The following is a 13573-nucleotide window of genomic DNA, read 5'->3' as shown; positions in this document are numbered from 1 at the left end:
ATATATAGAAACCATTAACTGTTAAGGTTACAGTCTTTGTTTGTTTGTTTTAATTCTATTTATATAGCTTAGACACTAGCTGCCATACATTTCATAAGGATTCATATGAAATTATATCGTGGGGTAAAAACTATTCCTCTGGATGAGGTCCAAGAAAACACTTATTTGAAACTCCCCAGAAAACCTCTTAACTCTCCACAAAAACTTCATGAGGTTGCAGACGAATGGTTTGAAAAAACATTTGGAATACGTGCAAGAAGCCAAACAATTTTTTGCACCCCAGACATTAAACAAGCACTACAGTTTGGAAAAGTGGTTGAAATCGTTCCGGTATTTAGTGATAAAAGTGTATGTTTCATCTTTAGTGAAGAAGTTCATGATTTTAATGAAGCTATTGCTGAAATCACTGACATTGAAGACTCTAAAAAAATAAAAGATTGGTTAGAATCTAAAAACTACACTTCGTTAATGGAGTTTTCCGATATTCCTCATGATTTTAATGGAGAAATAATGCTCTACTGTAAACTATACAGGGTCATAAAAAAATGAAAGAAGACTGCTTAGAAATCCTAAAAAAATTAGAGATTGATACTATTAATGATTTTTCCTTCAAAAAAGAACTTGGCGGGGGAAGCTCTTTTACCGCCTTATATGAAAATAAAAACAATGATAAAGTTGTTTTTAAATTTCTTATATTCCCAAGAAATAAAATTGAAATAGAAAGATTTAAATTTGAATATCAGTCATTACTAAAAAATATTTCAAACACCGATAGATATGGAGAAGACGATAGGTTTTTTTTATTTAGAGGACCAAAAACGAGCTACCCCGTTCCAACAATAACTCATAATATAAAAAACATATCAAACAAAATATTTTATTTTTCTTATAAATATGAGGAAGGAGAACTATTATCTTCAATAGACTCATCAAAACTTAACTTAAATGAAAAATATGAATTTCTGTACAGACTTTCGTCTGCAATGAATTATTTTTCTAGATTGGGATATGAACACAGAGATCTTCATCCTGAAAATATTTTAATTAAAAAAGGCTACACGATGTATCCATTTGATAGTGTCGGTCACCTACATAATAAAAATTTATTAGACAACGATCCTAGAATTGTTTTTCTAGATATGGGCATGTGTAAATTACAAAAAGGTTTAGGGGACTTAAATAGATACGATTTTTCAGAAAATTACGATGAAAATCTAATCGAAGACGATAACAGTAAAAGAATAATGGCATCTTTTACTTCAATGCCTCCAGATTTTTTATTACATGGTACTGATACTGTTAACTATGATAGCTGGTCTTTTGGAGTCTATGCATACAATCTAATTTTCGACGAATTGCCTTTTAAAGTAGATAGTATTTCTGATGCATATAAATTATTAATGAGAAGAGAAGACTTAGATATATCATTTACCAGAAACATTGGAAAACTTTCGACTATCAGTAAATTTACCTTCAAACACCTTTTATCTACAAAAGGGGAAAATAGGCCATCGATAGATTCTATTGTCAGGCTTTTTGGATGGATCAACTCCAAAGATACTAGATTAGAAGACGATTTTTTTGTAAAAAAGGTGATTCACAATCAAGGCTTCGATCCAGAGCACGATCCTTTAGATGATATTTACTAAACTTAACCGCCAATAACCAGAAGTCATGAGCGAATAACATTCCGACGAGGTAGGCGGTAGTTTCGAGAAGAAATGTTATTCGGTCGATGGCAACAACGCAGTTCGAGTAACAAGAACAACCCCATCCTAACCTTCCCCTTGGAAAGGGGTCGAAAAACAACTTCCACTGATCCTGTAAGTCGCTATTTATCCTAAACAAAAATATACCGACAAAAAACGCATTACGACAAATCACGTCTTGTCGGGCTAAAGCCGCGACCTACAAAATCCTTTGTAAATCAAACAATTGCAGGCAAAATAACGTCACACGCCTGATCACGGTCGTACCTCCCTCATCAGGCCTACAAAACAAATTCCACCAAAGCTTGTAGGACGACAAACGACATAATGCCAGCCAGAATATCGTCCAGCATGATGCCGAAACCGCCGTGGACGTTTTTATCAACCCATGAGATTGGCCAAGGTTTCAGAATATCGAATAGGCGAAACAATACAAAGCCCAGCACGATATAAAACCAACCCGCAGGCGCCAGCCACATGGTGATCCAGAAACCAACAAATTCGTCCCAGACGATACCAGCATGGTCATGTACGCCCATGTCTTTTGATGTTTTACCACAAAGATAAATCCCGACCAGTGACGTCACCACCAGCACAGCAAGATACGCCATCGCGCTTAAATCTTGTAATAACCAAATAAAAATCGGCACAGCCGCAAGCGTACCAAAAGTACCTGGTGCTTTTGGCGCAGCGCCGGAACCAAGGCCAAACGCCAAGAAATGTATCGGATTACGCCATACAGACGCTGGGGCAGAATTTGCCATGGTGTTGCTACCTATTTATTAAATGAAAAATGAAAATTTCTTGTGGCCTCTCATGGCGCTAAAAATGTTGCCAGCCAGTTATCTCGCCATCATAGTGTTGAATCACCAAGCCCTCTTCGACAATCTCGCCTACCTTGGTGCATGGCAAACTCAATGTTTGGGTGATTAATGCTATTTCGGCGGCTTGTTCTTTTGCTGCGGTAAAGCATAACTCGTAATCATCACCACCAGTTAAGGCTAACGCCACCGCCGTTTCAGGTTGCCAACGACTTAACTCAGCGGAAATCGGCACACGATTCGCATCGATATTCGCACCAACACCAGAGGCTTTGAGTATATGCTGGATATCTTGCGCAAGGCCATCGGAAATATCCATCATGGCATGCACCACGCGCTTCAGTGCCATGCCGGCAATTAGCCTTGATTGCGGTCGCCAGTAACGATCATAAAAATAATCAAAGCGCTCACTCGATACTTGCAACTCACCCGTCACAATCGGCACGGCCGCCGCGGCATCACCAAGCAATCCAGTCACATAAATATCGTCACCGACCTTGGCGCCACTGCGCTTTACGGCCATGTCAGGCTCAACATAACCATGCACTTGTAGTGTAATCGTCAGTGGCCCTTTGGTGGTATCGCCACCCACTAGGGCCAAACCAATCGGCTCCGCCAGTTCCGCCATGCCTTGCGCTAGACCCGCTAACCATTGTGGATCGGATTCTGGAATCGTCAGTCCCAAGGTGAAAAACGCCGGTTTTGCCCCCATCGCGGCTAAATCACTGACACAACTTGCTACCGCGCGATAACCAATGTCTACAGGGTCCGCATCGAACGGAAAATGTCGCCCTTCGACTAGAGTATCCATGGAAAACACCAGACTCTGTCCCGGCGGCACTTGCACTTGCGCGCAATCATCACCGATACCTAACAAAAGATCCCCGCGCCCTTTTGTACTTGCCATCACAGACGCTTGAAAGATATTTTGTATCAACTCGAATTCTCTCAACAGAAGATCCTTGCTTATCTCAGTTAAAGGTTAAATAAAAGGCATTTGCTGAGCAGTAAACGCTCGTCTATTTTAAAACAGAAAGGATACCGTAATGTCAGCAGTCTGTCAGAAGCAAAAAAGGCAGATTGCTCTGCGCAACCTGCCCTTTGGAGAAGAAATTATGATCGCTATCGCTCAGCGTTAATCTTCTGAACGTTTAGCTCGTTGTTTAGGCGTTGGGATCACTTCGAGATAAAAAGACTTCCAATGCTGGCTTTGTGCCGAGCTAATATTGGTATTGATATCGCCTTCATGGATCGCTCGCGCTTTGTCAGCCGTTTGACCAAACTTGCAGTTAAATCCCCAAAAATCCGCGCCCTCTGGCAAGGCTTTGTTGCGCTCCGCTTTGATGTATTGCTTAACTTCGTTTTTCGCTTCTTCGATGAGGCGCTGATATGGCTTTTTTGGGTGAGATAAGACAAAGTTCTTTTTCATTATGATCCTAAAAATATTGGGTAAGGCCGCCTAACAACCGCCTTGATACCCATCTATGATAGCGGGTTAAGAATAAACCAGCCATCAATAAGAACAATGTTTCGAAACAAATCGTTATTTGTTAGCTTTAGCCAAGGCTGAACATGAAGGCATAAAAAAGCCCCGTTACTAACACGTAATAACGGGGCTCTTAACTGTCTTTTAATGACGCTTTCAGAAACGCTTACATAATCGTTTTTCGATTATTTGTTCGACTCTTTATTCGCTTCTCGGCGAGCGGCGATTTCTTCGCGGCGCACGCGTTGTGCTAGTTTGTCTAAAATGCCATTAACGTATTTGTGGCTTTCGGTCGCACCAAAGGCTTTGGCAAGTTCAACACTTTCGTTGATCGCAACACGGTAGGGTACGTCTAAGCGTTGAGACAATTCATACGAACCGATACGCATCACCGCCAACTCGATTGGATCCAGTTCGCTTAATGGACGATCCAGTAGTTCTTCAAACAAAGCGTCCAGTTTCTTAGCGCTGGCGGTTACACCTTGTAGCAATTCACGAAAGTAGACTTTGTCACAAGAATCCATATCTTGATCTTGATCCATCACGAACTGAGTTTCTATCTCGCTAACCGCTGTTTTGTTCATTTGCCATTGGTAGACGGCTTGTAATGCCAAACGACGAGAAGCACTGCGCAATTGCGAACGTGAAGGCTTTTTATCTTTACGTTTTGGTGCTGGAGTTTGGTCGTTTGTTGTTTCCACTTCGCTCATTTTTTGCCTCAATTGTCCAGACTACGCAGCCTTATGGGCTGACGCTTTTTGCCTGTTTGGCTTATGTCTGTTTGGCTTTTGTTTATTTAGAAAATACCCTTGGTTGTTAAAGAGCTACTAGCTACTGCCTTTAGACAGCATCTAAGTCATATCGACCAAAGGTACGAATATACAGGTTCTCTTGGGCGGCGATTATAGCAACATTTATTCTAGGTTTCTCGGCTAAGTTTTCTAAATATTCATCAGAAAAAACATTTTTCAGGGATTTTCAAAAAAAAACCTGATAAAGCAATGACTCAGCTTTTATCTATTCTTCAAAGTCGGCTTCAAAATCATCATCTAAGTAGCTTGGCAGGTACACCAAACGCACATCTTGACCAACTTGGCGAACCGATTTCAGTGTCAGCTCAACGGCTTCGTCCATGACCTCTAAAGGCAATTTAAATAACGGACGTGCGCTGGAACCCAATAATTTCGGCGCCATGTACACCACGATTTCGTCGATCAGACCGGCTTCTAAAAAACCACCAGCCAATTCAGCGCCAGCTTCTAATAAAACTTCGTTAATGCCGGCATCGGCAAGTTGTTCCATTGCGTCCAGCAGATCGAGCCGACCATCTTCGCTACGCGGAGCAAAACGCACCGTCACGCCTTTTTTGGTCAGAACGTCTAGATGCTCTTCTTCCACTTCGTCTTCGACAGAAAACACCCACGCCTGATGAGTTGGATAAAGAATTTTGGCTTCAGGAAGGATCGACAAAGCCGTGTCCATGATGACACGAATCGGCTGACGCACGCTTTTGGGATCTGCCTCTTGGTCGTTATTATCGATACGGACCGTCATGCTGGGATTGTCCGCTAATACCGAACCAATGCCCGTCACAATCGCATCACTTTGAGCACGCAAACGCTGTACATCAAGGCGCGCTGCTGGGCACGTAATCCATTGGCTCTCGCCAGATTCCATTGCTGTACGGCCATCCATACTCATGGCAAGCTTCACTCGTACATAAGGCAGTCCTTCACGCATACGCTTGATAAAACCAGGATTCAACGCCTCACAGTCCGCTTCTAGAACGGGGCCGACAATCTCAATTCCCGCTTTTTTTAGTTTTGCCAAGCCATTGCCAGACACTTCAGGGTTCGGGTCTTGCATACCGTAAACAACACGGGCGACACCGGCTTTAATCAAGGCATCGGCACAAGGTGGTGTTTTACCTTGATGGCTGCAAGGCTCTAAGGTGACATACGCGGTTGCCCCAACGGCATCTTGTTTGGCATCGGCCAATGCGTTGACTTCGGCGTGACCTTCTCCGGCTTTAACATGAAAACCTTGGCCAATGATTTGCTGATCTTTGACCAATACACAGCCAACACGTGGGTTTGGGTGAGTGGTATAGCGGCCTTTTTTCGCGAGTTGGATGGCTTTCGCCATCCAATATTCATGGTTATAAGTCATGCTTCGTCTTCTTTTTTCGGTTCTAGGGTTGCGGCACTGCGGTTTTCTAAGCGATCTATCGCTTCGCGGAACTCACTGATGTCTTTAAAGCTACGATAGACAGAAGCAAAGCGCACATAGGCCACTTGATCAAGGCGCTGCAGCTCTTCCATGACGGCTTCGCCTGTCCAGCGGGAAGGCAATTCGCGCTCACCAGTGGCTTGCATTTTCTCTTTGATACGAGTGATTGCGGTTTCGACCGCCTCGATACTAACTGGGCGTTTCTCAATGGCTTTAATAATGCCATTGCGCAGTTTATCCTCATCAAACGCTTCTCGACTGCCATCACTTTTGATCAATTTTGGCATTTGTAATTCAGCCACTTCAAAGGTGGTGAAGCGCTCTTGGCAATGGATACAGGTACGACGGCGACGCACTTGGGCGCCTTCAGAGACTAACCGAGAATCCACTACTTTCGTATCTTGAGTTCCACAAAAAGGGCATCGCATGGTGCTTCCAATATCGCTAATTTGGTGTAAGAATGCCTGAAATTAGGCCATCGCGTGATGGATGAAATCATACCAACCCCGCCATAATATAGCTACCGAGCTACTGTGTGCGCGTTTATCATTCTTCACGATAGAAGATTTGATAAGTTTATAAGGATTTATATGCCGTTCGCAGAATTATCGGGCTTGGTTGCGGCCTTATGTTGGACTGTTTCTAGTTTAATGGCACCAGGGCTGATCCAACGCTTTGGCACCATGCGCTTCAATACTTTTCGTATTGTCATTGCCAGCTCCATTCTTTTAGTCATTTGTTTAATCACTCAACGCTTCGATGCGACCTTATGGCAACATGCCGAGATCATCATGTTATCCGGCCTGTTGGGCATTTTCATTGGCGACACCATGTTGTTTACCGCTGTGCATCGGCTTGGCCCTCGTCGCACTGGTGTACTGTTTGCCACCAATGCCCCCATGTCGATTCTATTAGGCTGGTTGTTTCTAGGGGAAAACCTGTCTTTTAACCAACTGTTTGCCTGTGGCTTAGTATTGGTCGGTGTGGTAATCGCGATTCTATTTGGACGCAAAAACAGCCTGCTTGGACGCAAAAACAGCCTGCATGCTTGGGAACAAACCAAAGGCAAATTAAGTATCGGGATTTTGCTAGCGCTTGGCGCCGCACTGGGGCAAGCCAGTGGCGCCTTGCTTAGCAAACCGGCACTCGTGGATGGCGCTGATCCCATTGCGGTTTCCGCATTACGCGTTGGTACGGGCGCGCTGGCATTGGTGCTGGCTTATGGTTTGTACTATCGACATAAACAACCTGCCGAGGCGATTCCATTTAGCCAGCTCACGCGGTTTGATTTCATGGGCATTGCGGCCCTTGCCACCATTGGTATGGTCATTGGTATGAGCGTGCTCGTCTGGGGTGTCGGCAACGCAAACGTCGGTATCGTCACCACGTTATCAGCCGTTGTTCCTGTATTGATTCTTCCGGGTTTATGGATTACCACAGGCCAACGCCCAGCCTTAGGTGCATGGATTGGTGCCATTTTCGTTGTGGCTGGCGCGGCTTTGATTATTCTATTCAGTCACTAAAAATCATTCGATATTCCTCTTTACCATATTAAATAAAAAAATTCACTTGAAATAGAAAAGCTATAAGACATAAGATTCACAAATTGTAATTTTATGTAACAAAAAAAGGAAATAGCATAAAGTGAATATATTTAGATGCATAGGGATGATGATTCTGACACTTCACTCCCTTCATGCCATGAGTGCAGAAACCATCAGAGTGAATAAGGTGGTGGGAGAAAAAGAAGAGCTGATGTTCAGCGTGTTGAAGCTCGTTATGAGTAAAGTGGACTCAGGCGTCACCTATATTCAAAACGACCAAGAGCTAAACACTGCGCGAGCTATTGGCGCTGTCGAGTCAAAGACGCTCGATGTTATGTGGGGAGGCTCTACCTCCACTTACGAAGACAAAATGCTACCTGTTCGAATACCTGCCCTAAAAGGATTACTAGGCCATCGCATCTTTATCATTCGTGCTGCTGACCAAGAAAAATTCAATCAAATAAATACCTTGGAAGATTTGAAACGCTTCAAACCAGGCTTGGGAACACTATGGGGTGATACCAAGATAATGAAGTTGGCTGGCATTCCAACTGTCACTACCATCAAATATCCCAACTTATTTTTGATGCTAGAAGGCGGTCGATTTGATTACTTTCCAAGAGCACTTCACGAGCCTTGGGTCGAAGTGAAATCTCGTCCAGAACTGAATTTAGCCATCGATAAACACCTCATGCTGATTTACCCCTTCGCACAATATTTTTATGTCGAAAAATCGAATAAAGCGCTGCACGACAAAATCTATAAAGGTTTTGAAATGGCCATTGCGGATGGAAGCTACGACAAATTGTTCTTCAACCACCCGATGATTAAAGATGTTTTAGAGCAGGCAAATCTAAAACAACGCAAAGTCATTCGTATAAAAAATGCCACCATGCATCCAGATACCCCCTTTGATCGCAAAGAATTTTGGTTGGATTTAGACAGCCTTTAAACCAGCGAAATAACGATATATTTCTTATACCCAAAGCAACGATACGAGATAGAAATGAATTCAATCAAACAGAAATCCATGCTTTTTCTTTCTACCGCTTCACTCATCGTGATGGTAATCATTTTCTCCAGCAGCTATATGTTGGCTAAAAATCATTTCGATGAGGCGTTAGACAAGCAAATTAAAGGCTTAAACAACACCTTGTCGATAGCGTTACAAGAACCTATTTTTTCTTATGATTCAGGCCTAATTGAACACATTATGTCTTCTTTTATGAATCTTCCTTTTGTGGACAGCATAAAAGCTTATGACCAAAGAAATAAACTACTTGGCACAGCAAAAGATGAACAGAGTTCAAAAGCAGACACCCAAGACTTACGTATTGATAAAGTAGATATTACTTGGAGTGACAAGAGTGTCATAGGCCATCTTGAAGTAACATACCGCATGGACAGCAACGCCGAACTACTATCGTCTATTCGAAATATGTTCCTACTGATTGGCGTCATTTTGATACTCGTTTTACAGATCACCAACTGGTTCGTACTGACTCGTTATGTCGTGAACCCAATCAAGGTCGTAGCCAACGCCATGGCTGAAATCGCACAAGGTGGTGGTGATCTAACAAGACGACTCAATATCCAAAGTAAAGATGAAGTCGGAGCGCTTGCTCAGGGTTTTGATACCTTTATTTCCAATCTTCATACCTTGGTACAAAAAATTGTTCACTCAAATAACGAACTATCAAACTGTTCTCGCAGTATTAAGTCGAATGCAAATGAAAACGTCAAATCCACAGAACAACAGTTACTAGAAATTGAACAAGTGGCAACCGCGCTCAATGAAATGTCCTCAGCGACACATGAAGTGGCGAGAAACGCCAATGAAACAGCGAATAAAACCCAGCGTTGTAATGAGCTTGCCGTCAAAGGTAACAGCATCGTCAAAAACACCATCAATGATATTCACAACTTAGGCAAGGAAATCAATTCTACGTCTGTGAAAATAGTTGAATTAAAAAATCAAAGCGCGCAAATTAATACCGTATTGGATGTGATCAAAGGCGTTGCTGAACAAACGAATTTATTAGCGCTTAACGCAGCAATAGAAGCCGCTCGTGCTGGCGAACAAGGTCGTGGGTTTGCTGTCGTGGCCGATGAGGTGCGTTCATTAGCACAGCGTACTCAAGATTCAACGTCTGAAATAGAGGGCATCATTAATAGCTTACAAACTGCCTCTGAGGACGCGAGTAAGCTCATGCAAACGACTAGTGCCACACTACAAAGAACGATTGACGAATCCAGCGGAGCAATTACCGCGCTCGACAATATCATTCAAGATATTATCGTCATCAATGACATGAACGCGCAAGTCGCCACTGCGACAGAAGAACAAAGCTCTGTGGCTTCCGAAGTTAACGACAAAGTACTCATCATCAATAATGCCACTATCGTCATCACCGACAATGCTGCAAACATCGAACAACTCAGTGATCAACTTGACCTGCTCAGCTCCAGCATAAACAGTGACTTATCGAACTTTAAGCTTTAAACGATCTAGATAAAAACGCAGCAAGAACCGCCATCATAAAAAGCGGTTCTTGCTCGCATCTGTATTTTTCCCAATCTTCCCTTGTGCTATCCTTATCTAACTAATTTCATTTGGCTCTCCATCAACTTGCCAGACATTTTTTGGCAACCCCGTGGAGCGTTTTAACGAAATTTATTCGCGACGTTACGAGCAAAGCCAAGACGAGGCAAAAACTGACGAAAAAGCAGAGTTTATGGTTTATAAATGAGCATTTTGAGTCTGTTTTTAACAAAGTATTGGCGAGCGCAGTAGTCGTGCTAGGATTTCTAATCATAGGATAAGTTGATTCTTTATGGCTCAGTTTGTATACAGCATGAATCGCGTTGGGAAAATTGTTCCGCCTAAACGCGAGATTCTAAAAGACATTTCTCTTTCATTCTTCCCTGGCGCTAAGATCGGTGTATTGGGTCTTAACGGTTCTGGTAAATCAACGCTACTGCGTATCATGGCAGGTGTGGATACCGAGCATAATGGTGAAGCACGCCCAATGCCGGGCATCAAAATCGGCTACTTGGAACAAGAACCGCATCTTGATCCAGAAAAGAACGTCCGTGGCATTGTTGAAGAAGCCTTCGCTGACGTGATTGCTGCCATGGCGCGTTTGGATGCGGTGTACGCAGAATACGCGGAGCCGGATGCGGACTTTGACGCCCTAGCAAAAGAACAAGGCCAGCTTGAAGCCTTGATCGAAGCGAAAGAAGGCCACAACCTAGACCGCGCCCTTGAAGTCGCGGCCGATGCGCTTCGTCTTCCACCTTGGGACGCCAAAGTAGAACACCTTTCTGGTGGTGAGCGTCGTCGTGTAGCGCTTTGTCGTTTGTTGTTGAACAAGCCAGACATGATCCTGCTAGACGAGCCAACGAACCATTTGGATGCTGAATCCGTTGCTTGGCTGGAGCGCTTCTTGAAAGATTACCCAGGCACCGTTGTGGCGATTACCCACGACCGTTACTTCCTAGATAACGCCGCTGGCTGGATTTTAGAATTGGACCGTGGCCATGGTATTCCATACGAAGGCAACTACTCGTCTTGGTTAGAGCAGAAAGACGCTCGACTACAAACCGAAGCGAAGCAACAAGCGTCTCACCAAAAAGCCATTAAATCGGAACTTGAGTGGGTTCGCCAAAACGCCAAAGGCCGTCAATCTAAGTCCAAAGCCCGTTTGGCTCGCTTCGAAGAAATGAACTCACAAGAGTTCCAAGATCGTAACGAAACCAACGAATTGTACATTCCACCAGGACCACGTCTTGGTTCTAAAGTCATCGAAATCGAAGGCGTCAGTAAAAGCTTCGAACACAAGATGCTACTGGAAGACTTCAACATGGTGGTGCCACAAGGCGCGATCGTGGGTGTGGTAGGTGGTAACGGTGCCGGTAAATCAACGCTATTCAAAATGATCGCTGGCATCGAAAAACCAGACACTGGCACAGTGACGTTGGGCGAAACAGTACAGCTTGCTTACGTTGACCAAATGCGTGAACTGGATGGTGACAAAACCGTCTTTGAAGAAGTCGCTGACGGCCTAGACATGATCACGGTTCACAACTACAAAGTACCGTCTCGTGCTTACATTGGCCGCTTTAACTTCAAAGGGTCGGATCAACAAAAATTGGTTAAGCATTTGTCTGGTGGGGAGCGTAACCGTTTGCACCTAGCAAAACTGCTTAAAGAAGGCGGCAACGTATTGCTACTGGATGAGCCGACCAACGACCTAGACGTAGAAACCTTACGTGCACTAGAAGACGCCCTACTGGCCTTCCCAGGCGCCGCGATTGTTATTTCCCACGACCGTTGGTTCCTAGACCGTATCGCGACACACATCCTTGCATACGAAGGTGACTCTAAAGCCGTCTTCTTCGAAGGTAACTACGCAGAATACGAAGCCGACTACAAAAAACGTACCGGCAACGAAGCCACACCAACGCGTATCAAATACAAACGTATTGATGCGTAATTCTATTTAATAGGATTGGTTGGTAAAGAATGGAAAGCCGCTTGCAGAAATGGAAGCGGCTTTTTTTAAAGATCATCAATAATGATCTGATCAGACTCAATATCAACACTTAATACACACTTATCCTGCCCTAAATAACTTAAATGAGCTTCTAAGGCATGATGATTCAAATTTAAATCGATCCCACTTAATAGAATACTACTTTCCAAATTTCCTTTTAAAAATCCATATATATGCTCTTCTCCGTCAACTAGAAGTTCTTCTCTATTCAATTCCTTTCGATAAGAATAATCCAGCATCTCATAACGCCCTTCAGCGACAAACATATGTAAGTCGAACAAACAATCTATGTTAATTGATAAGCTAAAACGATCTCCGCCAAGATATTTAGCTTTAGATACATAAATTGATCCAAAATCAGAAATTTCAGAAATAACAGCTTGAACAGAGTCGTTACTTAAGCTCCCTAACTCATTTTTAAGACCAAATGGCAAACTAATGGAGTTATAATAGAATTGCTTTTCAAGATACTCTTCTATCTTGAACTCTTTTATGTATTCTTCAACTTCCACACTTACTGAAGAAGACTCCAACATATTTAGAATTCCGTTAATTCTTCCATCTTGACTGTCTAGTTGTATGATAGCTTGACCAATATCTACTTCTTCAAAAAGGCTGTCTAATGAGTTAAATGTCTTAACACCATCTAAGTCATTACAGCATATAACAAGATGCTGATCTTTCGTGATCACAGAAGTTTTAAAGTCAAGCGACACTCTTTTTATACAATCTAGAATTACTGCATCAGGAAAATCATCACGACTTTTGGACTTTTTAAATGCTCCTTTCCCGATAAAGTAATCGTCGAAAATTTCTTCAATTAAGGTGTTTTTTATTTTATAAATCTCAATCCCATCTTGGCTAGCCCATTCATAAAATTCAGTCTCAATTTTCTGAATGGCTTCTGAAATCGAGCGATCTAGATTAGAAACATGATATTCATTACCGAAAACCTTAGTGTTTTTCAGTTTTTTTGATTCTGAAAGAATCTTATCTTTCGAGATTTCGGACTCTGAAATTCTTTTAGTTATATACTCTCTGGCTACAACTTCAGAGATAACAAGTTGCAAACAACCAGATTTCACAAGTCTCAATAACATCTGCATTCCAGATGTATCAGTGCGAGCATTGTGAAAAATATTGGTATCTAATATCACTTTATCCCCCTGTGTCAGGATAGTTGTCGCCTCATTTGTTATTATAAATAGACAGGGGACGGTAAGTGAAA

13 protein-coding genes are annotated in these 13573 nt (G+C 42.8%); 6 read left to right on the top strand and 7 right to left on the bottom strand.

Annotation, left to right across the window (positions count from 1 at the left end):
* Nucleotides 1-105: 105 nt before the first annotated feature.
* Both DK187_RS07185 and DK187_RS07180 read left to right on the top strand, forming a co-directional pair.
* The gene (locus DK187_RS07185; RefSeq protein ID WP_111606671.1) at nucleotides 106-549 is read left to right on the top strand and encodes a hypothetical protein; all 444 of its coding nucleotides are present in this window, start codon (nucleotides 106-108) and stop codon (nucleotides 547-549) included.
* Nucleotides 546-1649 carry a protein kinase domain-containing protein gene (locus DK187_RS07180; protein ID WP_111606670.1) on the top strand — a complete coding sequence of 368 codons (1104 nt, stop codon included), beginning with the start codon at nucleotides 546-548 and terminating at the stop codon, nucleotides 1647-1649. Before DK187_RS07185 ends, DK187_RS07180 begins: the two co-directional genes overlap by 4 nt.
* Before the next feature lie 341 nt (nucleotides 1650-1990).
* Here the strand turns inward: DK187_RS07180 and DK187_RS07175 are convergent, their stop codons facing one another.
* The 6 genes from DK187_RS07175 to nrdR form a co-directional block, all read right to left on the bottom strand.
* Nucleotides 1991-2473 carry a phosphatidylglycerophosphatase A family protein gene (locus DK187_RS07175; protein WP_111606669.1) on the bottom strand — a complete coding sequence of 161 codons (483 nt, stop codon included), beginning with the start codon at nucleotides 2471-2473 and terminating at the stop codon, nucleotides 1991-1993.
* Between the two features lie 58 nt (nucleotides 2474-2531).
* A complete protein-coding gene (gene thiL / locus DK187_RS07170; RefSeq protein ID WP_268237590.1) occupies nucleotides 2532-3467 on the bottom strand; it encodes a thiamine-phosphate kinase in 936 nt (311 codons plus the stop codon).
* A 198-nt stretch (nucleotides 3468-3665) separates the two neighbouring features.
* Complete coding sequence (locus tag DK187_RS07165) at nucleotides 3666-3959, bottom strand: DUF6172 family protein (protein ID WP_111606667.1); 294 nt, start codon at nucleotides 3957-3959, stop codon at nucleotides 3666-3668.
* Nucleotides 3960-4201: 242 nt separating this feature from the next.
* A complete protein-coding gene (gene nusB / locus DK187_RS07160; protein ID WP_111606666.1) occupies nucleotides 4202-4726 on the bottom strand; it encodes a transcription antitermination factor NusB in 525 nt (174 codons plus the stop codon).
* 307 nt (nucleotides 4727-5033) lie between these two features.
* The gene (gene ribD / locus DK187_RS07155) at nucleotides 5034-6185 is read right to left on the bottom strand and encodes a bifunctional diaminohydroxyphosphoribosylaminopyrimidine deaminase/5-amino-6-(5-phosphoribosylamino)uracil reductase RibD (protein ID WP_111606665.1); all 1152 of its coding nucleotides are present in this window, start codon (nucleotides 6183-6185) and stop codon (nucleotides 5034-5036) included.
* Nucleotides 6182-6673: a transcriptional regulator NrdR gene (gene nrdR / locus DK187_RS07150; protein WP_111606664.1), complete on the bottom strand. Its 492-nt coding sequence runs from the start codon at nucleotides 6671-6673 to the stop codon at nucleotides 6182-6184. The genes ribD and nrdR overlap by 4 nt, the downstream gene beginning before the upstream one ends.
* A gap of 162 nt (nucleotides 6674-6835) precedes the next feature.
* Between nrdR and DK187_RS07145 the strand changes: the two genes are divergently transcribed.
* The 4 genes from DK187_RS07145 to ettA all read left to right on the top strand — a co-directional run bounded on the left by DK187_RS07145 (nucleotide 6836) and on the right by ettA (nucleotide 12285).
* Nucleotides 6836-7768: a DMT family transporter gene (locus DK187_RS07145; protein WP_111606663.1), complete on the top strand. Its 933-nt coding sequence runs from the start codon at nucleotides 6836-6838 to the stop codon at nucleotides 7766-7768.
* 145 nt (nucleotides 7769-7913) lie between these two features.
* Nucleotides 7914-8741 (top strand): type 2 periplasmic-binding domain-containing protein, encoded by an 828-nt coding sequence (locus DK187_RS07140; protein ID WP_204355597.1) that lies wholly within the window; start codon nucleotides 7914-7916, stop codon nucleotides 8739-8741.
* A 54-nt stretch (nucleotides 8742-8795) separates the two neighbouring features.
* Nucleotides 8796-10292, top strand: coding sequence for a methyl-accepting chemotaxis protein (locus tag DK187_RS07135; protein ID WP_111606661.1), 1497 nt, complete (start codon nucleotides 8796-8798; stop codon nucleotides 10290-10292).
* A 331-nt stretch (nucleotides 10293-10623) separates the two neighbouring features.
* On the top strand, nucleotides 10624-12285 hold the full coding sequence (gene ettA, locus DK187_RS07130) for an energy-dependent translational throttle protein EttA (protein ID WP_111606660.1): 1662 nt from the start codon (nucleotides 10624-10626) through the stop codon (nucleotides 12283-12285).
* 65 nt (nucleotides 12286-12350) lie between these two features.
* Here the strand turns inward: ettA and DK187_RS07125 are convergent.
* Nucleotides 12351-13573: PIN domain-containing protein (locus DK187_RS07125; protein ID WP_204355596.1), on the bottom strand; the 1223-nt coding region annotated here is incomplete at its 5' end.

Origin of the sequence: Marinomonas arctica, assembly GCF_003259225.1 — a bacterium.
GTDB classification, from domain to species: Bacteria; Pseudomonadota; Gammaproteobacteria; order Pseudomonadales; family Marinomonadaceae; genus Marinomonas; species Marinomonas arctica.
Note: the sequence above shows the minus strand (reverse complement) of the source record. Positions and strands in the feature narration are given on the sequence as shown.